The 24875-nt window shown below is 71.6% G+C and carries 26 protein-coding genes and 1 pseudogene; 17 read left to right on the plus strand and 10 right to left on the minus strand.

What is annotated here, in order from left to right:
* Positions 1 to 68: 68 nt before the first annotated feature.
* Positions 69 to 1040, plus strand: coding sequence for an aldo/keto reductase (locus tag AC061S_RS11580; RefSeq protein ID WP_478685803.1), 972 nt, complete (start codon positions 69 to 71; stop codon positions 1038 to 1040).
* Here AC061S_RS11580 and AC061S_RS11585 read toward each other — a convergent pair.
* Positions 991 to 1677 (minus strand): TetR/AcrR family transcriptional regulator, encoded by a 687-nt coding sequence (locus AC061S_RS11585; protein WP_478685804.1) that lies wholly within the window; start codon positions 1675 to 1677, stop codon positions 991 to 993. The genes AC061S_RS11580 and AC061S_RS11585 overlap by 50 nt on opposite strands.
* An 87-nt stretch (positions 1678 to 1764) precedes the next feature.
* On the opposite strand from AC061S_RS11585, the gene AC061S_RS11590 reads away from it, so the two are divergent.
* The 7 genes from AC061S_RS11590 to AC061S_RS11620 all read left to right on the plus strand — a co-directional run bounded on the left by AC061S_RS11590 (position 1765) and on the right by AC061S_RS11620 (position 8588).
* A complete protein-coding gene (locus tag AC061S_RS11590; RefSeq protein ID WP_478685805.1) occupies positions 1765 to 2202 on the plus strand; it encodes a DUF4345 domain-containing protein in 438 nt (145 codons plus the stop codon).
* A gap of 108 nt (positions 2203 to 2310) precedes the next feature.
* Positions 2311 to 2886: a DUF2269 domain-containing protein gene (locus AC061S_RS11595; protein WP_478685806.1), complete on the plus strand. Its 576-nt coding sequence runs from the start codon at positions 2311 to 2313 to the stop codon at positions 2884 to 2886.
* A gap of 53 nt (positions 2887 to 2939) precedes the next feature.
* Positions 2940 to 4148, plus strand: coding sequence for a sensor histidine kinase (locus AC061S_RS11600; RefSeq protein ID WP_478685807.1), 1209 nt, complete (start codon positions 2940 to 2942; stop codon positions 4146 to 4148).
* Positions 4145 to 4819, plus strand: a complete 675-nt coding sequence (locus AC061S_RS11605) for a response regulator transcription factor (RefSeq protein ID WP_478685808.1) — start codon at positions 4145 to 4147, stop codon at positions 4817 to 4819. Before AC061S_RS11600 ends, AC061S_RS11605 begins: the two co-directional genes overlap by 4 nt.
* A gap of 135 nt (positions 4820 to 4954) precedes the next feature.
* Positions 4955 to 5245, plus strand: a complete 291-nt coding sequence (locus AC061S_RS11610) for an SHOCT domain-containing protein (RefSeq protein ID WP_478685809.1) — start codon at positions 4955 to 4957, stop codon at positions 5243 to 5245.
* Positions 5242 to 6009: an ABC transporter ATP-binding protein gene (locus tag AC061S_RS11615; RefSeq protein WP_478685810.1), complete on the plus strand. Its 768-nt coding sequence runs from the start codon at positions 5242 to 5244 to the stop codon at positions 6007 to 6009. Before AC061S_RS11610 ends, AC061S_RS11615 begins: the two co-directional genes overlap by 4 nt.
* Positions 6006 to 8588, plus strand: a complete 2583-nt coding sequence (locus tag AC061S_RS11620; protein WP_478685811.1) for an ABC transporter permease — start codon at positions 6006 to 6008, stop codon at positions 8586 to 8588. The genes AC061S_RS11615 and AC061S_RS11620 overlap by 4 nt, the downstream gene beginning before the upstream one ends.
* Positions 8589 to 9136: 548 nt before the next feature.
* Here the strand turns inward: AC061S_RS11620 and AC061S_RS11625 are convergent.
* Together AC061S_RS11625 and AC061S_RS11630 are read right to left on the minus strand one after the other, a co-directional pair.
* Complete coding sequence (locus tag AC061S_RS11625; RefSeq protein WP_478685812.1) at positions 9137 to 9544, minus strand: hypothetical protein; 408 nt, start codon at positions 9542 to 9544, stop codon at positions 9137 to 9139.
* Between the two features lie 15 nt (positions 9545 to 9559).
* Entirely contained in the window at positions 9560 to 10204 is a 645-nt protein-coding gene (locus AC061S_RS11630; RefSeq protein WP_478685813.1) for an RNA polymerase sigma factor, read from the minus strand.
* Between the two features lie 239 nt (positions 10205 to 10443).
* Here AC061S_RS11630 and AC061S_RS11635 point away from each other — a divergent pair, with 239 nt between their 5' ends.
* The 7 genes and pseudogenes from AC061S_RS11635 to AC061S_RS11665 form a co-directional block, all read left to right on the plus strand.
* Positions 10444 to 10644: a hypothetical protein gene (locus tag AC061S_RS11635; protein WP_478685814.1), complete on the plus strand. Its 201-nt coding sequence runs from the start codon at positions 10444 to 10446 to the stop codon at positions 10642 to 10644.
* Positions 10641 to 10886, plus strand: coding sequence for an IPT/TIG domain-containing protein (locus AC061S_RS11640; RefSeq protein WP_478685815.1), 246 nt, complete (start codon positions 10641 to 10643; stop codon positions 10884 to 10886). Before AC061S_RS11635 ends, AC061S_RS11640 begins: the two co-directional genes overlap by 4 nt.
* A 398-nt stretch (positions 10887 to 11284) precedes the next feature.
* On the plus strand, positions 11285 to 11734 hold the full coding sequence (locus AC061S_RS11645; protein ID WP_478685816.1) for a DUF2871 domain-containing protein: 450 nt from the start codon (positions 11285 to 11287) through the stop codon (positions 11732 to 11734).
* 541 nt (positions 11735 to 12275) lie between these two features.
* Complete coding sequence (locus AC061S_RS11650; RefSeq protein ID WP_478685817.1) at positions 12276 to 13265, plus strand: hypothetical protein; 990 nt, start codon at positions 12276 to 12278, stop codon at positions 13263 to 13265.
* 113 nt (positions 13266 to 13378) lie between these two features.
* Positions 13379 to 13714 carry a hypothetical protein gene (locus AC061S_RS11655; protein ID WP_478685818.1) on the plus strand — a complete coding sequence of 112 codons (336 nt, stop codon included), beginning with the start codon at positions 13379 to 13381 and terminating at the stop codon, positions 13712 to 13714.
* 128 nt (positions 13715 to 13842) lie between these two features.
* A complete protein-coding gene (locus AC061S_RS11660) occupies positions 13843 to 14082 on the plus strand; it encodes a transposase (protein ID WP_478685819.1) in 240 nt (79 codons plus the stop codon).
* 33 nt (positions 14083 to 14115) lie between these two features.
* Positions 14116 to 14304, plus strand: a pseudogene (locus AC061S_RS11665) (integrase core domain-containing protein); the annotation flags it as partial.
* A 24-nt stretch (positions 14305 to 14328) separates the two neighbouring features.
* On the opposite strand, the gene AC061S_RS11670 reads toward AC061S_RS11665, so the two are convergent.
* The 7 genes from AC061S_RS11670 to AC061S_RS11700 all read right to left on the minus strand — a co-directional run bounded on the left by AC061S_RS11670 (position 14329) and on the right by AC061S_RS11700 (position 21964).
* Positions 14329 to 14556, minus strand: coding sequence for a DUF6059 family protein (locus AC061S_RS11670; protein WP_478685820.1), 228 nt, complete (start codon positions 14554 to 14556; stop codon positions 14329 to 14331).
* A complete protein-coding gene (locus AC061S_RS11675) occupies positions 14553 to 16319 on the minus strand; it encodes an acyltransferase domain-containing protein (protein ID WP_478685821.1) in 1767 nt (588 codons plus the stop codon). The genes AC061S_RS11670 and AC061S_RS11675 overlap by 4 nt, the downstream gene beginning before the upstream one ends.
* A 132-nt stretch (positions 16320 to 16451) precedes the next feature.
* A complete protein-coding gene (locus tag AC061S_RS11680) occupies positions 16452 to 16751 on the minus strand; it encodes an acyl carrier protein (RefSeq protein WP_478685822.1) in 300 nt (99 codons plus the stop codon).
* Positions 16752 to 16819: 68 nt separating this feature from the next.
* Positions 16820 to 18034: a ketosynthase chain-length factor gene (locus tag AC061S_RS11685; RefSeq protein ID WP_478685823.1), complete on the minus strand. Its 1215-nt coding sequence runs from the start codon at positions 18032 to 18034 to the stop codon at positions 16820 to 16822.
* Positions 18031 to 19335: a beta-ketoacyl-[acyl-carrier-protein] synthase family protein gene (locus tag AC061S_RS11690; RefSeq protein WP_478685824.1), complete on the minus strand. Its 1305-nt coding sequence runs from the start codon at positions 19333 to 19335 to the stop codon at positions 18031 to 18033. Before AC061S_RS11690 ends, AC061S_RS11685 begins: the two co-directional genes overlap by 4 nt.
* Positions 19336 to 19529: 194 nt before the next feature.
* Positions 19530 to 21119, minus strand: a complete 1590-nt coding sequence (locus AC061S_RS11695) for an acyl-CoA carboxylase subunit beta (RefSeq protein WP_478685825.1) — start codon at positions 21117 to 21119, stop codon at positions 19530 to 19532.
* A 50-nt stretch (positions 21120 to 21169) separates the two neighbouring features.
* Positions 21170 to 21964 (minus strand): AfsR/SARP family transcriptional regulator, encoded by a 795-nt coding sequence (locus tag AC061S_RS11700; protein ID WP_478685945.1) that lies wholly within the window; start codon positions 21962 to 21964, stop codon positions 21170 to 21172.
* Positions 21965 to 22245: 281 nt separating this feature from the next.
* On the opposite strand from AC061S_RS11700, the gene AC061S_RS11705 reads away from it, so the two are divergent.
* Both AC061S_RS11705 and AC061S_RS11710 read left to right on the plus strand, forming a co-directional pair.
* Positions 22246 to 22500, plus strand: a complete 255-nt coding sequence (locus AC061S_RS11705; RefSeq protein ID WP_478685826.1) for a hypothetical protein — start codon at positions 22246 to 22248, stop codon at positions 22498 to 22500.
* Positions 22497 to 24776, plus strand: coding sequence for a TOMM precursor leader peptide-binding protein (locus AC061S_RS11710; RefSeq protein WP_478685827.1), 2280 nt, complete (start codon positions 22497 to 22499; stop codon positions 24774 to 24776). The genes AC061S_RS11705 and AC061S_RS11710 overlap by 4 nt, the downstream gene beginning before the upstream one ends.
* Positions 24777 to 24875: the final 99 nt, after the last annotated feature.

A 24875-nucleotide genomic window follows, 5' to 3' on the forward strand; every position in this document is an offset into this window, starting at 1 on the left:
CCTGGACCGCGCTCCAGGTGGCACCGTTCCTTCCACCCACCCCCCTCTGTATCCGTGGAGGAACTCCCATGCGTTTCCGTACCCTTGGCGTGCGCGCGGACGGCACACCCGGCCCCACGGTAAGCACGCTCTGCCTAGGCACCCTGCCGTTCGGCACCCGCATCGACGAGCAGCGGGCGATCGATCTGCTGGACCGGTTCGTCGAACGTGGCGGCACCTTCATCGACACCGCCAACTGCTACTCCTTCTGGCTCGACGGCGCGAACGGCGACGAGAGCGAGCTGGTCATAGGACGCTGGCTCGCCGCACGTGGCAACCGGGACGAGGTCGTGCTGGCCAGCAAGGTCGGCGCCCGGCCGACCGGCCCCGGTGAGTGGCCGGGCACCGCTGAGGGACTGTCGGCGGCAGCCGTCCGGGCCGGCGTCGAAGGCAGCCTCAAGCGGCTCGGCACCGACCGGCTCGACGTCCTGTACGCACACATGGAGGACCGTCGGCCGGCGCTGGAGGAGACGGTCGCGGCGTTCGGCGGACTCGTATCCGATGGTTCGGTTGATGTGTTGGGTGTGAGCAACCAGGTCACCTGGCGCATCGACCGGGCTCGTGCGCTGGCCCGCGAGCAAGGGGTGGCCGGATACAGCTGCGTGCAGCAGCAGTACACCTACCTTCGGCCCCGGCCCGGCGCGACCTTCGGTTCCTGCGAGCACGCGACGCCGGAACTGCTCGACTACGTCCGCAGCGAACCCGGGGTCACGCTGCTCGCGTACACCTCGCTGCTGGCCGGCGCGTACACCGACCCCGCCAAGCCCCTCCCGAGCGGCTTCGACCACCCGGGCGCGGCGGCCCAGTTGGCCGCGCTGCGTGATGTGGCCGCCGAGACCGGCGCGACCGCGAACCAAGTCGTCCTCGCCTGGCTGCTCGGTGGCGAGCTCCCCGTGCTGCCCGTCGTCGGGGCCTCGACCGTCGCCCAGCTCGACGAGGCCCTGGACGCCGTCAGCCTGGAGCTGACCCCGGCTCAGCGTGCCCACCTCGACGAGGCGTAAGGCCTGGAGCCGAGGTGGCTCTCCCGCTGTCAGGAGTCCAGTCCGGGGCGGGGTCGTCGGCGAACAGGGGGCGCAGGGCGCCGACCGCCGCGCCGATGCAGGTGTCCCGCAGCTCGGTGCGGGTGCAGGTCTCGTGTGTGAGCCAGTCCACGCACAGGACTTGGACGAACACGAGCCAGGCCTTCAGTGCCGCGGAGACGGCGGCGTGCGTGCGTGTGTCGGCGAGCGGGAGTCCACTGAGCAGGCGTGAGCGCAGGGCGTCGAGTTCGTCCGTCATGATCGTCTGGATGACGGGGTCGCCCGCCAGTACCCGGTTCGCGGCCAGGACGGCGTGGCGGTTGGCGATGAAGTAGTCGAAGTGGGCGTCCAGGCCCTGGGAGAGCTGCTCGACGAGCGTGGCGCCGGGGTCGAAGGTGGTCGCCTCCAGCAGTCGGTCGGTCGCCTGTTGGTAGACCGCGGCGAAGAGGGCGTGCTTGCTCGGGAAGTGCTGGTAGAGCAGGGCGCGGGATACGTCGGCCTGCCGGGCGACGTCCTCCATCAGCACGTCGTCGTAGGGGGCGGCGGAGAAGAGCCGGGCGCCGACGGCGAGCAGTTGGGCACGGCGGTCGGCGGGGAGCAGGCGTCGGCGGGGTGGCATGCACCCAGATTACTACTTGACACGCGTCTAGTTAAGGGGGCTACCCTGCTATTAACTAGACGCGCGTCAAGTAGATGGGGTGGCGTCATGGCCAAGGCACTTCGGGTGTTCGCATGGGTGATGGGTCTCGCGTGCACGGCGATCGGGCTGTTCCACGTGGTGGGCGGCAATGCCGCGATTCCGGGGGAGGCCGACGCCGGCCCCACTCTGGACAGCCTGGGCCGGTTCTTCGGGGCGATCTTCGCCGGGTACGGGCTGGCGTGGCTGTGGGCGGCCCGGCAGTCCCCCGTCCCCGCGAACGTGGTGCGGTGGCTCGCCGCGGTGTTCCTGCTGGGCGGCTTGGGGCGGCTGCTGTCCCTGACGGTGCACGGGTGGCCGGACGGGTTCCAGGTGGCGCTGACCGTGATCGAGCTGGTCTTGCCGCCCGTCTTGTTCTGGCTGGCGGATGCGGACGAGCGGGCCGCCCGGGAGCGGCGGCCCGCGGGTGCGCCGTCCGCCGGTCCGTCCCTGACGCACCTCGCCTGACCGCGCCGCCGGCGTCCCCTTCGCCGCGCCGTGTACTCCGAGGCCGGTACGCACGACTACTCCCCCCGGCAGACGCCCCCAACAGCTGCTGAACGGCACGGTGTTCGCATGAAACTCAAGCGTCCCGCACGTCGGGCGACCCTCGTTGTGCACGTGGTCTCAGCCGCCGGCTGGCTGGGGATCGCACTCGGGCTGCTCGCTCTGGGCATCACCGCGGCCACGACCGAATCCGCACCGGTCCTCGAGGCCTCCGTCCGCTCCATGAAGACCCTCGTCGACTGGGTGGTCTTCCCCCTCGCCCTGCTCACCTTGCTGACCGGGCTCCTGATGGCGCTGGGATCGAGCTGGGGGCTGGCACGGCACCGCTGGATCTACACGAAGTTCTGGCTGACCCTCGCCATGATCGTCGGAACGTTCTTCGGGTTCCGCGACTCCATCGTCGACGCGTACACCGACGTGACCGCCGGCCACCCGCTGGCCGACGCCGGCGAGGTACTGCTCGGCCCGATGATCTCGCTGACCTCGTACGTCTTCATGGTGGCGCTGTCGATCCTCAAGCCCTGGGGGTCTGACGAAGCGTGGCCGCAGGCGACGCTCCGTGTCCCGCGGAGCGGTGGACGGCGCCGCCTCCAAGGTCAGCGGCCGTGCGTCGTAGTACCCGTACTACCTGGGGAGTACCTGTGAAACGCTACGCCGGGGTGACGCACGAGCGGCTGGGCGACGCCTAGCGTGGACGCATGGAAGAGCAGCGCGAGCGCCCGGGGGTTCCTCCGTGGCAGCGATGGGTGGAGCGGACCGGGCGGGGCCCGGCCTGGCGCTCCTCGCTGCTCGTGGCCGTCTTCGCCCAGGTCGGCTCGGGGTGGGCCGCGGAGCAGCAGAGCGGGCGGGTGGCGCTGGACGGTTTCGCGCGGCTCCTGCTGCTGCTCGGGCCCCTGCTGCTCGTGTGGCGGCACCGGTACCCGGTGGCCGTGGCGTACGGGGTCAGTGCCGTCACCCTCGTGTACATGGGCGCCGGGTTCCCGTACGGCCCGGTGTTCATCAGCCTGGCCCTGGCCTGCTTCGCCGCCGTCGTCGCCGGACGCCGCAGAGCCGCCTGGGGGGCCGTCGGGCTGCTGTGGGTCGGCCACCTGCTCATCGGCCACTGGCTCTACCGCCGGCTCCCGCCCGCCGGGGACGGCCCGGCGCCCTGGGCGCAGGAAATGGTCGTCACCGCGTGGGTGCTCGCCATCCTGGCCGTCTCCGAGCTGGTCCGCATACGCCGGGAGCAGTGGGCCCTCGCCCGGGCCGAGCGGTCGGCGGCGGAGAGCCGCCGGGTGAACGAGGAGCGGCTGCGCATCGCCCGCGAACTGCACGACGTCCTCGCGCACAGCATCTCGGTGATCAACGTCCAGGCGGGAGTGGGGCTGGCCCTGCTCGACTCCGACCCCGAGCAGGCCCGTTCGGCGCTGACCACCATCAAGGCGGCCAGCAAGGAGGCGTTGGGCGAGGTCCGGCAGGTCCTCGACACCCTGCGCAGTCCCGGCGACGCGCCGCGCTCGCCCGCGCCCGGTCTCGACCGGCTCCCCGAGCTCGCCGAGCAGGCGGTCTCGGCCGGGCTGACCGTCGACATCGCGACCGGCGGGGACGCGCGGGCGCTGGCGCCCGGGGCGGACCTCGCCGCCTTCCGCATCCTGCAGGAGGCGCTGACCAACGTCGTGCGGCATTCCGGTTCACGCTCCGCCCGCATTCACCTCTCCTGGCAGCCCCGCGTCCTGGAGTTGCGCGTGGACGACGACGGGCCGGCCACGGGCGATCCGGCGGGCGGCAGCGGCACCGGTCTCGTGGGCATGCGCGAGCGGGCCGCGGCCCTCGGTGGCACCATCGAGGCCGGGCCGCGCCCCGACGGCGGCTTCCGCGTGGTTGCCAGGATCCCGCTGAAGGCCGCCTCGTCCCAGGAGGATCCGTGATCCGTGTGGTGCTCGCCGACGACCAGCTCCTCGTCCGGGCGGGGTTCCGGGCCCTGCTCGACGCGCAGCAGGACATCGAGGTGGCGGGGGAGGCCGCCGACGGCGACGAGGCCGTCCGCCTCGTGCGCGCGCTGCGTCCGGACGTGGTCCTCATGGACATCCGGATGCCGGTGTGCGACGGGCTCGCCGCCACCCGGCGGATCACCGAGGACGCGGCGCTGGCAGACGTCCGGGTGGTCATGCTCACCACCTTCGAGCTCGACGAGTACGTCTTCGAGGCGCTCCGGTCCGGCGCCTCGGGCTTCCTGGTGAAGGACACCGAACCGGAGGAACTGCTGCGGGCGGTCCGGGCGGTGGTGGAGGGCGACGCGCTGCTGTCCCCCGGTGTCACGCGCCGCCTGATCGCGGAGTTCGCGGCCCGCTCCAAGCAGCCCGCCGCCGACGGCGCGGGCCTTGGCCTGGAGCGGCTCACGGAGCGGGAGCGCGAGGTGATGGCGCTGGTGGGCCTGGGCCTGTCCAATGAGGAGATCGCCCGCCGCCTGGTCGTCAGCCCGCTCACCGCGAAGACCCACGTCAGCCGGACGATGGTGAAGCTCGGCGCCCGTGACCGCGCCCAGCTGGTCGTCCTGGCCTACGAGTCGGGGCTGGTCCGGCCCGGCTGGCTCGGCTGACCGCCCCCAACCCGGCCCTCGTACTCCCCCGGTGGTACGCGCGGTGCAGCCGGCCGTACGACGACCCGGACCCCCTCCCGGCGCCAGTCTCGGAGTGTGACGCACACGTCCACGCTTCCGAGGAGTTGAACCGATATGAACACCCTGACCACCCTCGCGCACGACGGGCCCGGCCCGTGGATCCTGTTCTTCCCGCTGGTCTGGGCGGCCGTGGTGGTCGGCGCCGTCACCGTGCTGCGGCGCACCGTGTGGCGCGGCCGCCGGGCACCGTGGCAGGGCCGTGGCGCTCCCTACGGCCAGCACTCCCCGATCTCGATCCTCGGCCGGCGCTTCGCCTCCGGCGACATCGACGAAGACGAGTACTGGCGGCGGCTGTCCGTCCTGGACGAGCAGTTCGGCCGCTCCGCCAAGGGCGGTGTGGCATGAGGACCGCCGCCGCCCGGGTCGTCGATGCCGTGAAGGTCTACGGCCGGGGCGACACCGAGGTACGGGCCCTGGACGGGGTGAGCGTCGACTTCCCGGCCGGCCGCTTCACCGCGATCATGGGACCGTCCGGTTCCGGCAAGTCCACCCTGATGCACTGCGCCGCCGGTCTCGACACCCTCACCTCCGGATCCGCCTCCATCGGCGGTACGAACCTCAGCGCGCTCGACGACCGGAGGCTCACCCTGCTGCGCCGTGAGCGCGTCGGCTTCGTCTTCCAGGCCTTCAACCTGATTCCCACCCTCACCGTCGCCGAGAACATCACGCTCCCCCAGGACCTCGCGGGCGGCCGCGCGGACGGTGCCTGGCTCGACAGCCTCATCGACGTCGTCGGACTGCGCGACCGGCTGCACCACCGGCCGGCCGAGCTCTCCGGCGGCCAGCAGCAGCGCGTCGCCGTGGCCCGCGCACTCGCCGGCAGCCCCGATGTGGTGTTCGCCGACGAGCCGACCGGCAACCTCGACTCCCGTTCGGGTGAGGAGGTGCTCGGGCTGCTGGGCCGGGCGGTGCGCGAGATGAACCGTACGGTCGTCATGGTCACCCACGACCCGGTGGCCGCCGCCCACGCCGACGAGGTCGTCTTCCTCGCCGACGGGCGGCTGGTCGACCGGATGGCGGGCCCCACCGCGGACCGCGTCCTGGACCGGCTCAAGTCTTTCGACCCCCGCCCGCTGACGGCGGCGGCCGCCCTGAGGGAGGAGTCATGAGCACGAGCGGTGCCCGCACCGTGCTGCGGCTCAGCACGGCCTCGCTGCGCGCCCACAAGCGGCGGTTCGCCGGGACCTTCACGGCCGTGCTGCTCGGTGTCGCCTTCCTCGCCGGGACGCTCGTCATGGGCGACACCCTCCGCGCGAGCTTCGACGGCATGTTCGCCGGCGCGACGAGCGGTACCGACGCGGTGGTCCGCAGCTCCCGTGTCGTGACCGTCCCGGGCACGGCCCAGGGCACCCGGCAGCCCGTACCGACCTCGCTCGTGGAGGAGATCCGGCGCACCCCGGGCGTGGCCGCCGCCGCCCCCGCCGTCCAGGGCGCGGGGCAGCTCGTCGGCTCCGACGGCGAACCGATCAGCGGCCAGGGGCCGCCCACGCTCGCCGGGAACTGGATCGCGGACCCGGAACTCAATCCGTACCGGCTCGCGGAGGGCCGGGCGCCGGAGCGGACCGGGGAGGTCGTCGTCAACCGGGCCACCGCGGAGAAGGGCGGGCTGAAACTCGGCGACACGACGGTGCTGCGTACGCCCGACCCGGTCCCGGTGACGGTCGTCGGACTGGCCACCTTCGGCGGCGCGGACGGCATGGCGCAGGTCACGTACACGGGGATGACCCAGGCGGACGCGGAGAAGTACCTGACGCCGGCGCCCGGTCAGGCGGGGTCCATCCAGGTGCGCGCCGGTCCGGGAACGAGCCAGGGCGAGCTGGTGGAGGCGCTCACCGCGGTGCTGCCGCAGGGGGTCGAGGCGATCACCGGACAGGAATCGGCCCGGGAGAACACCGACATGGTCTCCGGTCAGTTCCTGACCCTCTTCACCACCATGCTGCTCGTCTTCTCGGGCATCGCCCTGCTCGTCGCCACCTTCAGCATCTACAACACCTTCGCGATCGTCGTCGCCCAGCGCACTCGCGAGAACGCCCTGTTGCGCGCCCTGGGCGCCTCCCGGCGCCAGGTCGTCGGCGGCACGCTGGCCGAGGCCGCCGCCGTCGCGTTCATCGCCTCGGCAGCCGGGCTGCTCGGCGGCGTCGGCTTCGCCGCGGGGCTCCAGGCGCTCTTCCCGGCCATCGGATTCCCCTTCCCCGAAGGCGACTTGGTGATCAGCGGACTGTCGATGCTGGTTCCCCTCGCCGTGGGGCTCGTCGTCTGCCTCGGGTCGGCCGTGCTGCCGGCCGTACGGGCCGGGCGCACGGCGCCGCTGGCCGCGCTGCTCGACAGCGCGGTGGACCAGTCGGGGGCCTCGCGGTCCCGTACGGTCTCCGGCGTGGCGCTGGGCGCGGCCGGCATCGGCGTGATCCTGACCGGGGTGCTCGCCGTACCGTCGCTGTCGCTGTGGCTGTCCGGGGCGGGCGCGGTGCTGGCGACGGCCTCGTTCGTCGTCCTGGGTCCGGTGGCGTCCTCGTCCGCCGTGCGGATGCTCGGCCGGCCGCTGGAGCGGGTGCGCGGGGTGACCGGCGCCCTGGCGGCGCGCAACGCGCGGCGCAGTCCGAAGCGGACGGCGTCCACGGCGACCGCGCTGATGATCGGCGTCGCCGTCGTCTCCCTGTTCACCGTCTTCGGCTCGTCACTGAAGGCGACCATGGACCGGACCGTGTCGCGTTCCTTCGCCGGTGACGTGGCCATCAGCGCCCCGTCCTTCGGGGCGGGCGGTAGCGGCCTGAGCCCGCAGCTGGCACCGGCGGTCGCGGCGCTGCCCGAGGTGGCGGGCGCGGTGGGCCTGGGCAAGGGGGTCGCGGAGGTCGACGGCTCGGGGCGGGCGCTGACCGTCACCGACCCGGCGGCGCTCGCGGTCGGCCTCGACCTGGGCGCGGTGTCGGGAGGGCTCGACGCGCTGGGACCGGACGGGATCGCGGTGTCCGCGAAGGAGGCCTCGCGGAACGGGTGGCGGCCCGGCAGCACGGTCGAACTCGCCTTCACCGACGGGCAGAAGCAGCCCTTCACGGTCCGCGCGGTGTACGAGCGGTCGGAGCTGGCCGGCGACTACGTCATCACGCGGGCGGCCTGGGCGCCGCACCGGGCGCAGGACACGGACTCGCTGGTGACCGTCACCTTCAAGGACGGGGTGTCGGCGGCGGCCGGTGTGGCGGCGGTCGAGAAGACGGCCGCGCTGTACGGGGGGCCCGAGGTGCAGACGCGCGACGCGTACGCGCAGTCGGCGGCAGGCGGCATCGACATGATGCTCACGCTCGTCTACGCGCTGCTCGCCCTCGCCGTGCTGATCGCCCTGCTGGGCATCGCCAACACGCTGACCCTCGCCGTCCACGAGCGCACCCGCGAACTGGGGCTGCTCCGGGCGGTGGGCCAGACCAGGGCGCAGCTGCGGGCCATGGTCCGCTGGGAGTCGGTCCTGGTCGCCGCGTTCGGCACGGCCGGCGGTCTGGCGCTGGGCGGAGTCCTCGGGTGGGTACTGGTGAAGGCCTCGGACGGGGCGAGCGACAGTGCGTTCGCGTTCGCCGTCCCGCCGCTGCAACTCGCCGTCGTCGCCCTGGTGGGCGTGGCGGCGGGTGTCCTCGCGGGCTGGCGTCCGGCGCGGCGCGCGGCCCGCCTGGACATCCTGCGCGCGGTCGCCGCCGACTAGCCGGTCCCGAGAACGCGGGCCGGCGCGAGCGCGGCGTCCGCGGCCGGGGTCTGTCCGAACTCTTTTCTGCCGTCGTTCTACGAGTGAGAACATCACTCCTCAACTCAGGCAGGCGGATTTTGAAGAGCGGTGAGAGCGGTGAGAGCGGCGCCTTCGGAAAGTGGTTCAACCCGGGACGCATGCGCGGGTCAGTGGTCATCGGGTTCGCAACGGGAGCCCTGCTCCTCGGTGCTGATATCGCACTGACCGAGACGGTGTTTCGCGACCCGGAACCCAAGGTCGTCATGGTGCGCGAGCTCCCCCGTGGTGCGGGGTGTTCTGCTCCTGTCATCCTGGCTCCTCAGTAGATCTACACGGGGGGGTGGGCTCGGAGCCCGGCAGTACTCTGCCGGGCTCCGAGCTGTTCATCACTTACAATCCACAATCGCGTGTGCTGGCTTCGTCTGCCGTGCACCGCGCGTCCTTCTCGCCCGGCTACCGGCCACTTTTCCCTCCAGACGGTGGTGCGGGCGGTCGCGATCCTGCCAGTCGCTGTACCGCCGAGGTCCTCAGTCGTCGACGAGCATCAGGATGGCCACACGGTCACCCTGCAGTGCTGCTCGGTACCACCAGTTTTGAGCGTGCTGTTCACCAAAGAACAGTTCAGTCAACTCTGCGATTCTGCGCAGAGCCTCACCATCGAGCTGTCCTTCCTTCTCGCAGTCCAGCAGTGTCTCCAATTCCCCCATAAAGCGGAGGCGCTGCTGATCCTTTTCGTTTCTCCAGTGCGCCGGCCGGGGATATCCCCCCGGAGGGGGGAGGGAAACGCCCTCCCCCCTCCGGTCGAGTTCCCCAACGCCGACCGCGGGGGTGTGCACGGCAAGAAATGCCGTGCACACCATCTCGTCCACAGCCGCGCTGGATTCCCTCTTGAGATAATCGGCGGCCAGACGAAGACGCATTGCTACGGCGTCCATGGTCTGCCTCCCTTGTTAATACTCCCCAAGAATCCCACGCAAGATCTTCAGGGCCTCGAGGTGATAGCGGCTCGCCTTCTTCGGGGCAAGACCCGCAGACTCGGCGAACGCGGCCACGGTCCCTTCGTCGATATAGACGAACTCGATCAGCCTCCTGAAGATTTCGGGAAGCTGATTCATGGCCTGCAGCACTTCGCGTGCGTTCTCGTCCGCAAGGAGCTCTTCATCGGCAGCAGAACTGTCGGCGGCCACGTCGTAACCGGCGAGGTCGGTGGGCGCGTACCGGTTCGACTTGACCCTGAGGTAGTCGTGGTACTCGCTCCTGACAGCCCTGTATGCCAGAGCCCTCTTGTGCTCCGGAGAGGCGAGACGGTAGTTCGCGCTCTTCCAGAGCTTGAGGTATCCCGACTGCACCAGGTCCTCCGCCTGCGCGTGGTTTCCGCACAGCCGGTAGGCGTACCAGTAGAGCCCGTTCCGGGTTTCCGTCACGAGCTGGGTGAACTCCGCGCTCAGCACGCAGAGCACCCGGCCCGAGCCGGTGGACTCGGGCCGCAGCCACCCGGGTACCTCAGGGGTGGTACACGCCTGTACACCGTCGGCCAGGTCGGGGAAGGTCCCGAGCAGGCACCGGGTGGTACACAGAGATGTCGTGGTGGTCACGGCTTCTCCCGTTTCGATAGCCGGCCCGGCAGGAGTGATGGGCCGGGTGGCCGTTGTAGCGCGGATCGCGCCACACCTGGCTCTACGAGGGATCCGGAGGCCTCGGACACCTTCGGGCAGACTTTTTCGCCGACTCGCCGCTCGGCGCGTTGGTGCTGGATTCGCGTGGTGCGGGCTCCTCATGATGGGGCGGACCGGGGTGCCCCGGTCCGCCCGCTTCGCCGGAAGGTCTCTTCGCCATGACGCGTACCCAGCGCCGGACCGGGCTTCTGCTCGTCGCGGTGTTCCTGTGGGCCCTGCCGCTGGGTCACTCCGCGCCGCGTGCCGAGGCCGCCGGGCCCGGGCGCTGTGCGGGCGGGGCGTTCTTCGGGCAGCCCGGTCCGCCGGACGGGGTTCCGCAGGGGAGCTCGTCTCGCTCCGGCCGGATGCCGGTCCTTTGAGCGGTGGCAATCAGGTCACCTTGACCGGCGCCAACCTCGGTTCCTCTACGTGGGTGTTCTTCGGCACGCTGGGGGCCGACGGGTGCTTCACGGGCCGGGAAGCCTCGGACGTGGTGGTGCTCAGTGACACCTCCGTCGTCGCCGTCGCACCCCAGTGGCCCATGGCGGCGACCGTCTCCGTCTATGCGGGCACCGACTGCGGGCGGCTGAGCAATCCGCTCGGCTACACCTTCCTCGACTGAAGTCGACACCTCTCCCGGCCCTCCGGCCCGACCGACTGCCTGCCTGTTTCTCGCCACTGCTGGAGAGGAATTCGCCAGACCGTGGATGGCGGGGCATCGGCCGACCGGTGGGTGGACGGCTCGGGACCCTGGTTCCGTACGCCTTCGGGAAGGGTTCTTCCCGCCTGGGCCGGACGGGGCGTCCATCGCAGGCCAGGCGGTGTGCGCCGGGTGCGTGGACCGCGGGGCCGCACGCCGTGGCCGGGTTCCCGTGGCCGTGGGTGGGGCTCCAGGGGCTGTGGAATCTCGCTTTGAAGCCGGCTTGAGCGGGGCCGTTCGTTCCGCCGAACAGGCTACGCGTGGTGCTTCAATGGCCACCGTCAGGGGCGCGATGGGATCAGCAGGGAGCGGGCACGGGGATGCGGAAGTCGTATGTCGCGGCGCACATTTACATGATTGTCGGAGTGCTCTCCGGGTTGTACTACCGCGAGATGACCAAGATCAACGAGTTCGAGGGCGAGACCCAGCTCGGGGTCCTCCACACGCACTTGCTCGCGCTGGGCATGCTGGTCTTCCTCATAGTTCTCGGCCTCGACAAGGTGTTCGCGCTGTCCGGGAACAAGCAGTTCACCTACTTCTTCTGGTTCTACAACGCGGGCCTCTCGATCACCTGCCTCAGCATGCTCTACCGGGGCACCCAGACCGTGCTCGGCAACGAGGTTCCCGAACTCTTCTCCCTGGTAGGAGGGTTGGGGCACATCATCCTCACCGTGGGACTCGTCCTGTTCTTCATCCTGCTCGGGAAGCGGGTCAAGGAGCACGACAACGCTCGGCCCGAGCAGCCCGAGCGCGTGAACAGCTCGGTCTGACGGCCCCTTACGCCCGGTGGGCCGACCGGTGGCTCCTCGACTCGGCGGGCCTCGGCGATGATCGCGGCGAGCAGTGGCTGCTTGCCGATCCAGTCGGCTGCGAACCTCACCTCGTGGCCGAAGTTCTGCCGCCTGGAGTTGACGATCTGGCGGTGCCGCCTCGCAAGACCTTGCTGGAGGTCATCGAGCAAGCGCACGTGTTCAGTCCTTCCGCTGGCTGCAATCCTGCTGAGCCTCCCAGATTCCGCCATTGGAAAGATGCTGTACACAAAACTGCACTGCGCGGGATGTCGAACTGCGGACTGCCGGTGCGCGGACGGAGTCCGGCGAGATCAGGCGCAGCGCCGGATCCGGCACGAGCAGCGTCTCCGTATCCGATGTCGTGCGGTCAAACTTCCTTGAGACTGGTCAAACTTCTCTGAGACAGGACACCTGGCACTATCTACCACGGGCGCTCCGCTCGCCCTCACACGAGAACTGTGGCCAGGGCTGCAGTAACGGCGGCGGCAAGGGTGAGCACCGCAGCGAATGCGGCCGCCGCGTGGCGGAGCGCGGTGGGGTAGGTGGCGCCATCGAGACGGGCGAGTTTCCCGGCTCCTGCCCCGACAAGGAGTGCCGCCATCAGCACGAGGGCGATGCCCTGCGCCTTGCCTACGCCCTGCCGCAGCACCGGGTCGCGGAGTCGGCGCGGCTCGGCCGCAAGAACTTCAAGGCCGGCGCGGACTGCCCGTGGGTCATGGTGATCGTGGACGAGACCCACATGATCACCGACTCCGCCACCGAGGAAGGCAAGGAGGCCGTCTTTATCCTGGACAAGATCGCCGCGCTCGGCCGGAACCTCGGCATGACGCTGCTGATCGTCAACCAGGCCGTTAACACCGACAAGCTCGGCGGGTCCACCGCTCTGCGTACCAACGTGATCCAGGGCGGCGCGATGGTCATGCTGCGTACGGACTCCGCCCAGTCGAACCTGGTGACGGTCGATGGCTTCGAGGGCATCGACCCCGGTGCGATCCCGGCCGCCTGGTCCGCCGAGGACGAGCCTCTGGTGTGGTCGGACGACATCCCGCTCAACGACCCGGCGAGGACGTTCGGCCTCGGCTACGTCGGATCGCCCGGCGAGCCTGTCCAGATGATGCGCAGCTGGATCCTCGAATCTGCGGCCCCGTACATCCGTCACAACCGCATCGTCTGGCCGGCGGACTGGCCGGGCTGGGACGACCGGAACGAGATCGCCGAGGTGTCAGTCATCGGGGACGGCAACGGCTCCCCCGACACCAGCTCAGCCTGGGGTGGCGGCGGCGAGTATACGCCGCCGCTCGACAGCGGGTTCAAGGCGGCGCCGGAGCCCAGTGCAGACGCCGCCGTCCTGGCCCTGCTCGACGACTCGGCTGGCCTGGAGATCACCAAGGAAGAGATCCGCACTCTCACCGGCCTCAACGAGAAGACCCTGTCCAACGTCCTGACCGCCCTCGTCAAAACGAACGAGATCGAACGGGTCAAGCCCGGCGTCTACCGCAAGAACTCGTAGAAGGCCGTAGGCACCCCAACCTGATAGCCAAACCCCGCGCCCCGTGGAGACCCTTCCCGGCGGGGCGTCGCGCTGCCCTGCCCAACTCACCTTTGCATCAGGAGACACAGCCCGTGCGCCGCTACCGCTACCGCTGCCCCGTCTGCCAGACCACCAGCCCCACCGTCCACCACCTCGACGAAGTCGCCGCTGAAGGTATTACGCACCGCCAGACCATGCACGGCGGACACATCCCCGACGGCGAGAGCGCCGGCGAAATAGACAGACTCGGCCGCTGGTACTCGTCGCTAACGCCGTTCAACGCCCTGTACACCCGGATCGCCGACAACCTCGCCGACCTCGCGCAGCCCAAGGGAACTGGCCATCCCCTGTGGGCATCCGCCGGAGCCACCGCCATCATCGCTGCCGCAGCCGGCCTCGTCCTCGCCATCGTCTCCGCCGCGCTCTGACCCGGCTCGCGATCGCTCCGCGTGTTCACCAGCACTGCCGCCTCATGACGGGTGCTGGAACCGGTGGCTCGGAAGGCCGCCCGGTCCGCAGTCCTGATCGCTGCGGGACGCCGCGCTAGTGCTCCGGGGTGGAAGGCACGATCAACGAGTTCGCCCACGGCCACGGCATGCGACGCTGCCGCTACCGAGGCCAGAGCAAAGCCCACATTCAGCACGTCCTGACCGCGATCGCCGTCAACATCGAGCGTCTCAGCGGACTACCGTCGGCCGAAGGATGCTCTCCGCCCCGACAACCGACGGCCTTCCAGAACTACCTCGACCAGCACAAGATCCCCCTGCTCACCTCCTGGCGAACCCTCGGAAGATGAACTCGACGGCACAAGATCCCCGACAGAGTCAAGCTCATGGAGTCGACGACCGGTCTGTACAAGACCGAGGTCATCAAACCGCAGCGGCCCTGGAAGACGCTCTCGGACGTCGAGCTCGCCACCACCGAGTGGGCCGACTGGTACAACCACCGCCGACTCCACGGTGGGATAGGGCACATCCCACCTGTCGAATACGAAGCCAATTACACAGCCACCAACTGAGATCTCTACCGAACCCGGAACGGTTCAGTCCCGGTCCACGAGCTCCCGCTGGAGCATCAGTTCGGCGCGGCTGAGCGGGAGGTCGGGCCGCAGCCGTTCGGGATGACCGGGGGGCGGCGGGCGCAGCCGGGCGGGCGCCCGGGCATCGGGCGGCGGGGGCATGGGGGCGCCGATCCAGATCCATCCCGCTGCCGACAGCGACCGGTAGGCCTCGCGCAGCAGCCGGACGGCCCAGGAGCCCGGCCGGGTCACGAGCCCAGCGCCGGGACCGGGATGCGGGGGCGGGCCCGCTGCGCCGCGGGCTCCTCGTCGCTCCAGTTCCACAGCCGCGACAGGGCGTCCGTGTCGAGGTCGTGGCCCTCGGTCCAGATGCGGGCCGCCGCGTTCAGCACGGACTGCCGGTCGGCCTCCGGGGTGCCCCGGCGGGCCGGCAACAGGGGGACGGCCGCACTGGCGCCGAGGCGGACCGCGCGGTGCCTGCGGGCGAAGGCGGTCAGGGTCTGGCGCGGGCCCGCCTCGACGAGCAGGACGTCCTCGATGGCGAGGAGTTCCTCCAGAGCGGCCTTGAAGTACACGGTGTCGGTGATCTGGCGGGCCCAGAAGCGGGGGCTGAGCGCCTCCTGCGGGCGCATCAGGGCGCCGGTGTAGCCGGAGTAGAGGGGCAGCCTCGGCTCGCGCAGCGCGATCCCCCGGTACTGGGCCTCCACCGCCTCGGAGGCGGGGGCCATCGCCGGGGAGTGGAAGGGGCTGGTGGCGGGCACGGTGACCACCGTGAGGCCGTCGGCCCTGAGCCGGGCCTCCACGCCCGCCAGCGCGTCCTTCGAACCGGCCAGCATCACCTGCTGGCCTGCGTTGACGGCCGCGATCCCGACGTCCCCGCTCAGATACGGGCGCAGTCGGTCCTCGCCGGCGGCGACGGCGAGCATGCCGCCCTCCGGGATCTTCACGGCCTCGCGCACCCGGACCATCACCATGGCGGCTGCGTCCGGCAGGGACACGACCCCGGCGAGGCAGGCGGCGACGAGCTCGCCCGCGCTGTGTCCGAGCAGCGCCACCGGGCGTACGCCCCAGCCGAGCACGAGCCGGCCCAGCGCGTAGTCGACCGCGAACAGCAGCGGCTGGGCGCGGCGTACGTCGTCCATCCCGATCAGCGGCGCGCCGGGGGCCAGCCAGTCCGCGCGGATCCGTCGGCCCTCCTCGCCCATGTGGGACAGCGCGGCGTCCACGGCGGCGGTGAAGACGGGCTCACGGCGGTAGAGGCCGGCGGCCATGGCGGCGTGCTGGGAGCCCTGGCCGGGGAAGAGCAGGGCGACGGGCCGGGGCTGACGGGCGTCGACGGGCCGGGCCTTGTGCACGGTCGCGGCGGCGAGCGCGGCGACCGTGACGGCGGCACCGCGGACCGGCCCGGGCGGGGCTCCGCAGGGTACGGCGGTCGGCAGGGAGGGAAAGGCCTCGCGGTGCAGTCCGCCCAGCAGCGGGTAGAGCTCGCCTCGGACCCGGGCCTCGTCCTTGGCGTCCTTGCCGGACCACAGCAGCAGGCGGTGGTGTTCGGGGTCGGTGGACCGCCGGCCGTGGCGCAGGGGCCGCAGCGGCGGCTCGGTGTCCTCGTCGGCGCTGAGGACACCGAGGACGGCGTCGCCGTCGGCCACCGCCTCGGCGGCGCGCTTGACGGCGTGGACGGTGATGGCTTGCGGGTCAGGTTCGCCGAACCCGGCGGTCAGGACCAGGTCGGCGGTGCCGTCGTGCAGTGCCTGGTGGGCCTGGCGCAGCGCGTGGCCCGGGGGAGCTGTGCGTACCGCGAACCCCTCGTGGTGCGAGGGGAGTCCCGGTTCGAGGCGGGCGGCGGCGATGAGGACGACCGTACGGACCGGCAGGTGCTCGGGGGGGCGGCCGAAGGCGCGCAGCACCGCGGAGATCGAGGCGGCCGACGCCAGGGGCCAGGGGTGCTGCTGCGGCGCGGCGCCGGGGCTGACCACCAGCCTGCGGACGACCGCGCTGTACGACGTGAGCGACATGTTCCCTCCTCCTGGGCCGTGGTCACCGGCCGCTCGTACCGTGCGTGGAGCACCCGGACGTCCCGGGGCATCCCTGGGGCGGTCGCCCCGCCCGCGGGGGCGGGGGAGCGGGGCGACCGCGCAGAGGCCGGCTCAGGCCGCGCCGGCCCGACCGGAGTTGATCAGGGCGAGGAGCGCGCCCGGGGTCTCCGCGTCGACGACGGCGTCGTCGGGGATGGTGATTCCGTACTCGCGCTGGATCTGGCCGATGACCTGGAGCAGCGCGAGGGAGTCGTAGCCGAGGTCCATGAAGGGCGTGTCGATGACGTCGCCGTCCAGGTCGACGCCCTCCTCCTCGCCCGCGCTCTCGCGCAGCATGCGGGTCAGGTCGGTCAGGGTCACGGCGGTGGCCGCGGCTGCGGCGGTGCTGGTTGCGGTGGTCGTGGTGCTCATGGTCGGTGCCGTCCTCTCGGTTGGGCCTCTGGGCAGGGGTGTTGAGCGTGTGGGGTGAGCGGGCGTACTCAGTGGGCGCGGCGCACCACGAGCGCCGCGTTGAACCCGCCGTGTCCGCGAGCGAGTACCAGGGCGGTGCGCAGGTTCGCCTCGCGCGCCTCGGTGACGAGGTCGAGCCGGTGGGCGGGGTCGGGCGTGACGTTGACGGTGGGGGGTACGACGCCGTCGCGCAGGGCGAGCAGGGCGGTGGCCGCGTCCAGCGAGGCGCCGCCGGCGAGCAGGCGCCCGGTCATCGTCTTGGGGGCGGTCACCGGCACCGCCAGGGGGCCGAAGACGGCGGTGATGGCCTCGGCCTCGGCCCGGTCGAGTTCCGGTACTCCGGCGGCGTCGGCGAAGACGACGTCGATGTCGCCCGGGGTGAGCCCGGCGTCGGCGAGCGCGCCTTCGGCGGCCCGGCGCAGGCCGGGCGGGCGGCCGGTGCCGGGGGCGGGGTCGAGGGTGGCCGCGTACCCGGCGATCTCGCCGTAGATCTGGCGCGCTCCGCGCCGACGGGCGGATTCGGCGTCCTCCAGGAGGAGGATGGCTCCGCCCTCGCCGGGCACGTATCCGCGCGCCTGCGCCGAGAAGGGGAGGTAGGCGCGCTGGGGGTCCTCGGCGGTGCTCATCAGCCCGGAGGCGATCTGCGGCACCCAGCCCCAGGGGCAGATGGCCGCGTCGACTCCGCCGGAGATGACGGCGGGGAAGCCCTTGCGCAGCTGGCGGCGGGCGTGGCCGATGGCGTCGATGCCGCCGGCCTGCTCGGTCAGCAGCACTCCGCTGGGGCCGCGCAGCTTGTGCCGGATGGAGATCTGGCCGGTGTTGACCGCGTAGAACCAGGCGAAGGACTGGTAGGCGCTGACGTACTCCTTGCCCTTGCTCCACAGGTTCTCCAGCTCACGCTGGCCGAACTCGACGGCCCCTCCCGACGCCGAGGTGACCACGCCGATGCCGTACTCGGGGAGTTCGGAGGTGTCGATGCCGGCGTCGGCCAGCGCCCAGTCGGTGGCGGTCAGCGCGAGCCGCGTCATGTGGTCGGTCTGCGGGATGAGCCGGCTGGGGATGTGGTCCTCGGCGACGTAGCCCGGGACCTCGCCGGCGATGCGGGACGGGTACTGGGAGGCATCGAAGCGGGTGACCGGCCCGAGTCCGGACTCGCCGGCCAGGGTGGCCTTCCAGTAGTCCTCGGCGCCCAGGCCGTTGGGGGCGGTGATGCCCACGCCTGTCACCACGGCGGCCGTGCTCATACGTTGCTCCTCTCCGGGCGGGCCAGCACCATGGCGCTCTGGAAGCCGCCGAAGCCGCTGCCGACGCTCAGCACCACGTCGGTCTTCTGCTCACGGGCGGTCAGCGGGATGTAGTCGAGGTCGAGTTCGGGGTCGGGCTCGTGCAGGTTGGCGGTGGGCGGCAGCACTCCGTGCTCCATCGCCAGAGCGCAGGCGGCGATCTCCAGCGAGCCGATCGCCCCGAGCGAGTGGCCGATCATCGACTTGATGGAGCTGATCGGGGTGCGGTAGGCGTGCTCGCCGAAGCTGCGCTTGAACGCGCCTGTCTCGTGGCGGTCGTTCATCTTGGTGCCGGAGCCGTGGGCGTTGATGTAGTCGACGGAGGCGGGTGCGAGGTGGGCCTCCGCGAGGGCCACGTCGATGGCCTCGGACATCTCTCGGCCCTCGGGCATGAGGCCGGTCATGTGGTAAGCGTTGCAGCGGGAGGCGAAGCCGGCGATCTCGGCGTAGATGTGCGCCCCGCGCCGCCGGGCGCTTTGCAGCTCCTCCAGGACCAGGACGGCCGCGCCCTCGCCGAGGACCAGGCCGCTGCGGGTGCGGTCGAAGGGCCGGCAGGCGCTCTCCGGGGTGTCGTTGCGGGGGGTGGTGGCGTGGATGGCGTCGAAGCAGGCCGAGGTGATCGGCGAGATCGGGGCCTCCGTGGCGCCGGCGATCATCACGTCGGCGGTGCCCTCGCGGATGAGGTCCACGGCGTGGCCCAGCGAGTCCAGGCCGGAGGTGCAGCCGGTCGAGACGACCGCGGCGGGACCTTCGGCGCCGGCCGCCCGGCCCACCTCCGCGGCCATGGAGCTGGGTACGAAGTGCCGGTACAGCTCGGGGACCGCGTACTCGTGGTCGACCAGCCACTTGCGTCCACCGTCGCTGACGACGGCGTACTCGCGCTCCAGGCTGGTGGTGCAGCCGACCGCGCTGCCCAGCGAGGTGCCGATGCGGCCCGGGTCGAGCGCGGAGAGGTCGATGGCGCTGTCGGCGAGCGCCTCGCGGGTGGAGACGACCGCGAACTGGGCCGCCCGGTCGAGCCGGCGGATCTCCTGCGGCGACAGTCCGGCGGCCTTCGGGTCGAAGTCGCACTCTGCGGCCACCTGGGAACGGAACGGCGACGGGTCGTAGAAGGTGATCCTGCGGGTGGCGGTCCGGCCTGCTGTCAGCAGGTTCCAGTACTCCTTGACACCGACCCCGCCGGGGGCCACGACGCCCAGGCCGGTGATGACGACTCTGCGCGGCTCCGGCCCCGTTGAGCCGTATGGAACTGTGGGGGTCACTGCCGATCCCTTCGTCCGTAACGCTCGTCAATCGATGCGGCGGCCGGAGTGGTTCAGGGTCAGGGCCTCCCCGCCCCGGCCGGCCGGCCGGCACGGTCAGCCGCTCGTGGCGTGCTGCCGTCTCCGGTGCAGCCATGGAACGTGTGTGCCCTCGACGGAGGCTCGCGTGTGCGTGGACCTGACGGAAGGCGGCACTACGTAGGGGGGTTGCCGTGCTTGCGGGCCGGTACCTCGGCCTTCTTGGCGCGCAGTGCGGCCAGCGAGCGGGCCAGGACGCGGCGGGTGTCGGCGGGGTCGATGACGTCGTCGACCAGTCCGCGCTCGGCGGCGTAGTAGGGGTGCATCAGCTCGGCCTTGTACTCCTTGATGCGCCGGGCCCGCACCTCCTGCGGGTCGTCGGCGGCAGCGATCTCCCGGCGGAAGATGACGTTGGCGGCGCCCTCGGCACCCATGACCGCGATCTCGTTGGTCGGCCAGGCGTAGGCCATGTCGGCGCCGATGGAACGGGAGTCCATCACGATGTAGGCGCCGCCGTACGCCTTGCGCAGTACCAGGGAGATACGGGGGACGGTGGCGTTGCAGTACGCGTACAGCAGCTTGGCGCCGTGCCGGATGATGCCGTTGTGCTCCTGGCCGACGCCGGGCAGGAAGCCGGGTACGTCCACCAGCGTGACGAGCGGGATGTTGAAGGCGTCGCAGGTGGACACGAAGCGGGCGGCCTTCTCGGAGGCGTTGATGTCCAGCACGCCGGCGAGGTGGGCGGGCTGGTTGGCGACGATGCCCACCGGGTGGCCGTCGATGCGGGTGAGTGCGCACACCACGTTGGCCGCCCACCCCTCGTGCACCTCGAAGAACTCGCCGTCGTCGACGATTTCCGCGATCACCGCCCGAATGTCGTACGAGCGGCCCGGGTCGGCGGGCACCAGGTCGGCGAGCGCCCCGGTGCTGCGCTCGGCCGGGTCCTCGCAGGGCACCGCGGGCGGCAGCTCCCCGTTGTTGGACGGCAGCAGCGACAGCAGGTACCGCACGTCCTCCAGGCACTCGGCCTCGTCGTCGTGGGCGAAGTGGCAGACGCCGGACGCGGTGGCGTGGACGTCGGCACCGCCCAGGCCGTTGTGGGTGATCCGCTCGCCGGTCACGGCCTGGACGACGTCGGGCCCGGTGATGAACATCTGTGCGGTCTCACGCACCATGAACACGAAGTCGGTGAGGGCCGGCGAATAGGCGGCACCGCCCGCGCACGGGCCGAGAATGACGCTGATCTGCGGGATCACCCCGGAGGCGGCGACATTGCGGCGGAAGATCCCGCCGTAGCCGGCCAGGGCGGTGACACCTTCCTGGATACGGGCGCCTGCCCCGTCGTTGAGCGAGACCAGCGGCGCGCCGGCGGACTCGGCGAGGTCCATCACCTTGTGGACCTTGGCGGCGTGCGCCTCGCCGAGCGCGCCCGCGAAGACCCGGAAGTCGTGGGCGTACGCGAAGACGGTGCGGCCGTGCACCAGGCCCCAGCCGATGACGACGCCGTCGCCGTGCGGTTTGCGGTCCTCCAGGCCGAAGCCGGTGGCCCGGTGGCGGCGCAGCGGTTCCAGTTCGGTGAACGTGCCCCGGTCGAAGAGGATCGCCAGGCGCTCGTGGGCGGTGAGCTTGTTCTTCTCGTGCTGGCGCCGGGTGGCCGCGGGATCCGGCCCGTGGCTGACCTCGTGCTTGAGGCGGAGCAGTTCGGCGGTGGCCCGTCGCAGGTCGGGGGCGGGCGGGCTGGAGGGGAGACCTTCAAGGATCGTCATCGGCCGAACGTAGGCAGCCTGCCTCGAGAGGCACTGGATCGGGCGGGCCGTCAGCCGGTGGCCGGCACGGGCAGGTCGAGCACCGGGTCTGCGGAGAGTACTGCCTGGTGGAGGCGCCGCAGCCGGGGCGAGGGCTCCAGGCCCAGCTCGTCGATGAGGGTGCTGCGCAGCCGCTGGTACGACTCCAGGGCGCGCCAGGCGCTGCCCGAGCGGTGCAGGGCGGTCATCAGCTGGGCGCAGAAGTTCTCGTGCATGGGGTGCTTGGCGACCAGCACCCGCAGTTCGGGCACGAGCCCGGTGTGCCGGCCCAGATGCAGGTCCGCCTCGATGCGCCGCTCCAGCGCCGCCATCCGGTCCTCCTCGAGCCGCAGCACCTCCAGTTCCAGGACGCTGCCGACGCGGACGTCGACCAGGGCTCCGTCGCGCCACATGTCCAGGGCCCTGCCGAGCAGGTCGGAGACGGCTCGGTGGTCGCCCGCCTCGTGGGCGGCGCGCCCGGAGGCGGCGAGCCGGGTGAACTCCTGGGCGTCGACCCGGCCGGGCTGGACCTGGAGCAGATAGCCGCCGTGCTGGGTGACCAGGACGTCCTTGGCCTGGCGCACCGGGTCCCCGTCCAGGGCCGCGGCGATCTTCCGGCGGAGCTGGAGGATGTACGTCTGGAGCGTGGTCGCCGCGCTGCGCGGAATGTCCTCGCCCCAGATCTCCTCCATCAGGGTCGGCACGGTCACGACCCGGTCGGACTGGAGGGCGAGCAGTGCGAGGATCTGGCGCGGCTTGGCCGCCGTGGGCACCACGGAAACACCGTGCTCGAATGCGGTGAGCGGGCCCAGTACGTTGATCTCCATCATGCTCCCCTGTTCCTCGGTTCCCCGTGGGGCCAAGCCACCGGCGTTCGGCCGGAGCATTGAACGAGCCTGGCAGCCGCGACGCTCGAGCCCCAGTGCGCGTTTCATGAACAGGGACATGAAAATGTCATACCGCGATGGTGAGCGGAGCACTGTGCATCCATGAGGGCCGCACCGCAGAATCCTGAGCCACGGGACGTCGGGGACCACCCCACACGACCGCTCAGGAGGGGAACATCATGGTCGGGTCGACTGCTGTCGAAACCGGTACCACCTTGCACGTGAACGCCGCGGACCACCGGCACGCCCTGCTGACCGCCCGCACAGGCTTGGAGCCGGACCTTGCGCAGCGGTACACCGACGACCCGATGGCGGTGCTCGCCGAGTTCGGCCTGACGTTGGCCGAGCCGGTGTACCTGTCCGGGGAACTGCTGATGGAGGACCTGGACAACCCTGATCTCACGGTCACCATGTGGTGCAACTTCACCCACGGTCCGGGCACCCGCAAGGCGCCGGCCGGCATGTGGCGCCCGTGACGGTCGCCGGGACCGTGCCCGCCGATCTTCCGGTGGGTTTCAAGCGTCATCTGCGGGTGGAGGCGGTCAGGGGTGAGGCCGTCTACCTGTTGTCGGAGCGCGGCACCACGGTGCTGCGGGGGCGGGACGTGGAAGCGCTGGCCTCGCTGCTGGACGGCACCCGGACCCTGCCCGCCGTACTCGCCGAGGTGGCGGCGGAGCTGACGCCGACGAAGGCGGGCCAGGTGATCGCCGCGCTGGCGCGGGCCGATCTGGTGGGGTACCGGGACCCGGCCGCCGACGCGGCGGCGGAGGCGTACTGGGAGCTGGCCGGCCTCGGCTTCCCCGCGGCGCTGTCGGCGCTCCGGGACACCGCGGTGCAGGTGATCGCACTGGGGCGGACGGACGGCGCGGCAGCGCGTGCGCAGTGCCAGGCGGCCGGGCTCACCCTGGCCGCGGAAGCGGGGCGGGCCGCGTTCTCCTTGGTGTTGTGCGACGACTACCTGGACCCGGGGCTCGCGCAGGTCGACGCCCGGCACCGGGCGGACCGGCGGCCGTGGCTGCTGGCCCGGCCCTGCGGCCCCGAGGTGTGGGTGGGTCCAGTGTTCGGCGCGGGCGACGGGCCCTGCTGGTCGTGCCTGGAGCACCGGCTGCGGGGCCATCGCTCCTCGCAGGACGGGGTGCGCCACGCGCTGGGTCTGGCAGGACCGGTGGCACTGCCGGAGGCCTCGCTGAGCACCGTGCGCATGCTGGGACTCCAGGCCACCGTGCTGGAGGCCCTCAAGTGGGCAGCGGGGATGCGGTACGAGGGGCAGGGCGCGGTGTGCACCCTCGACACGCGCACCCTGCGCAGCAGCCACCACCCGGTGTCGCGGCGGCCCCAGTGCGCCGCCTGCGGCGATCCGGGGCTGGTGGGCGAGCTGGTGAGGCGGCCGGTAACGCTGGTGTCGCGGCCCAAGGCGGCGGGCGGCGGCGGCAACCACCGTGCCCTGTCCCCCGCCCAGGTACTGGCCCGCTACCGGCACCTGGTCGACCCGGTCACCGGGATCATCGCCGAGGTGCGGGCCGTGCCGGGCACCCCGGAGGGCCTCAACCGGTGGGTCTCCGGGCGGAACCTGGCGCTGCGCGGCCTGCCGCTGGACGGGCCGCGCAGCCACAGCGGTGGCAAGGGCGTCACCCCAGAGGAAGCGGAGGCGGGCGCGCTGTGCGAGGCGGCGGAACGCTACTGCGGGACCCGGCAGGGCGACGAGCCCGTGGTACGGGACTCGCTCGCGAATCTGGGGAGCGCGGCGCTGCATCCCAATGACTGCCAGCTGTATGCCGGGTGGCAGCTGCGGGACCGGGAGCGGTGGAACGCGCGGCACTCCCCGGCCCAGTCCGTGCCGCCGCCCTTCGACCGGGGCGCTGCCCGCGAGTGGACCCCGGTGTGGTCGCTCACGGCGGGACGGCACCGGCTGCTGCCCACCTCCATGCTGTACTTCGGAGAAGGCCCCGGACCGCAGCCGGCCGGCGCCGAGGGCTCCCCCTGGGCGGACTCCAACGGGAACGCGGCGGGCAGCAGCCCGGAGGACGCAGTGGTCCAGGGCTTCCTGGAGCTGGTGGAGCGCGACGCGGTGGCCCTGTGGTGGTACAACCGGCTGCGCCGGCCGGCCGTCGACCTCGACGCGTTCGACGAGCCGTGGCTCACCCGCGCGCGTACCTCGTACGCGAAGGCCGGCCGGCGCCTGTGGGTGCTCGATCTCACCGCCGACTTCGGCATCCCTGTGATGGCGGCCGTCTCCCGCCGCGCCGAGGGCGCCGAGCAGGCCCTGTGCTTCGGGTTCGGGGCGCACTTCGATCCGCGGCTGGCGCTGCGCCGGGCCGTCACCGAGATGTGCCAACTGCTGCCTCCGGCGGAGGGCGCGCAGGGCGGACCGGCCCCGCAGCCCGACCTGATTCCGCAGGAACTGCGCCGGTGGTGGTCCGGTGCGACCGTGGAGAACCAGGCACATCTGCTGCCCGATCCAGGCGAGCAGGCGCGCGGGCCCGTGGCGTACGGGTACGTCCCGCGCGCCGATCTGCGCGCCGACGTGGCGGCGGCGGAGGCGCTCGTGCGCGCCCACGGCATGGAGCTGCTCGTGCTCGACCAGACACGGCCCGATGTGGGGCTTCCCGTGGTGAAGGTGATCGTGCCGGGCCTGCGGCACTTCTGGGCGCGGTTCGCTCCGGGCCGGCTCTACGACGTGCCGGTGCGCATGGGGTGGCGCACCCGCCCCATCCGGTCCGAGGACCTCAACCCCGTCCCCCTGTTCGTCTGAATTCGCGCCTCTCGCCCCCAACTGTCGCCGGTGGGAATGTTTGTTCACTAAGCTCGACCGGCACATGGACTTCGTCAACTCGAGAAACGATCTTGCCGG

This window comes from Streptomyces sp. CA189, assembly GCF_056428985.1.

Excerpts from the sequence above, each read along its gene's own strand:
- AC061S_RS11635 (WP_478685814.1), top strand. The coding sequence starts at position 10,444 with ATGACGCGTACCCAGCGCCGGACCGGGCTTCTGCTCGTCGCGGTGTTC.
- AC061S_RS11600 (WP_478685807.1), top strand. The coding sequence starts at position 2,940 with ATGGAAGAGCAGCGCGAGCGCCCGGGGGTTCCTCCGTGGCAGCGATGG.
- AC061S_RS11620 (WP_478685811.1), top strand. The coding sequence starts at position 6,006 with ATGAGCACGAGCGGTGCCCGCACCGTGCTGCGGCTCAGCACGGCCTCG.
- AC061S_RS11675 (WP_478685821.1), bottom strand. The coding sequence starts at position 16,319 with ATGTCGCTCACGTCGTACAGCGCGGTCGTCCGCAGGCTGGTGGTCAGC.
- AC061S_RS11685 (WP_478685823.1), bottom strand. The coding sequence starts at position 18,034 with ATGAGCACGGCCGCCGTGGTGACAGGCGTGGGCATCACCGCCCCCAAC.
- AC061S_RS11585 (WP_478685804.1), bottom strand. The coding sequence starts at position 1,677 with ATGCCACCCCGCCGACGCCTGCTCCCCGCCGACCGCCGTGCCCAACTG.
- AC061S_RS11700 (WP_478685945.1), bottom strand. The coding sequence starts at position 21,964 with ATGGAGATCAACGTACTGGGCCCGCTCACCGCATTCGAGCACGGTGTT.
- AC061S_RS11695 (WP_478685825.1), bottom strand. The coding sequence starts at position 21,119 with ATGACGATCCTTGAAGGTCTCCCCTCCAGCCCGCCCGCCCCCGACCTG.
- AC061S_RS11595 (WP_478685806.1), top strand. The coding sequence starts at position 2,311 with ATGAAACTCAAGCGTCCCGCACGTCGGGCGACCCTCGTTGTGCACGTG.
- AC061S_RS11580 (WP_478685803.1), top strand. The coding sequence starts at position 69 with ATGCGTTTCCGTACCCTTGGCGTGCGCGCGGACGGCACACCCGGCCCC.
- AC061S_RS11590 (WP_478685805.1), top strand. The coding sequence starts at position 1,765 with ATGGCCAAGGCACTTCGGGTGTTCGCATGGGTGATGGGTCTCGCGTGC.
- AC061S_RS11680 (WP_478685822.1), bottom strand. The coding sequence starts at position 16,751 with ATGAGCACCACGACCACCGCAACCAGCACCGCCGCAGCCGCGGCCACC.
- AC061S_RS11645 (WP_478685816.1), top strand. The coding sequence starts at position 11,285 with ATGCGGAAGTCGTATGTCGCGGCGCACATTTACATGATTGTCGGAGTG.
- AC061S_RS11610 (WP_478685809.1), top strand. The coding sequence starts at position 4,955 with ATGAACACCCTGACCACCCTCGCGCACGACGGGCCCGGCCCGTGGATC.
- AC061S_RS11615 (WP_478685810.1), top strand. The coding sequence starts at position 5,242 with ATGAGGACCGCCGCCGCCCGGGTCGTCGATGCCGTGAAGGTCTACGGC.
- AC061S_RS11625 (WP_478685812.1), bottom strand. The coding sequence starts at position 9,544 with ATGGACGCCGTAGCAATGCGTCTTCGTCTGGCCGCCGATTATCTCAAG.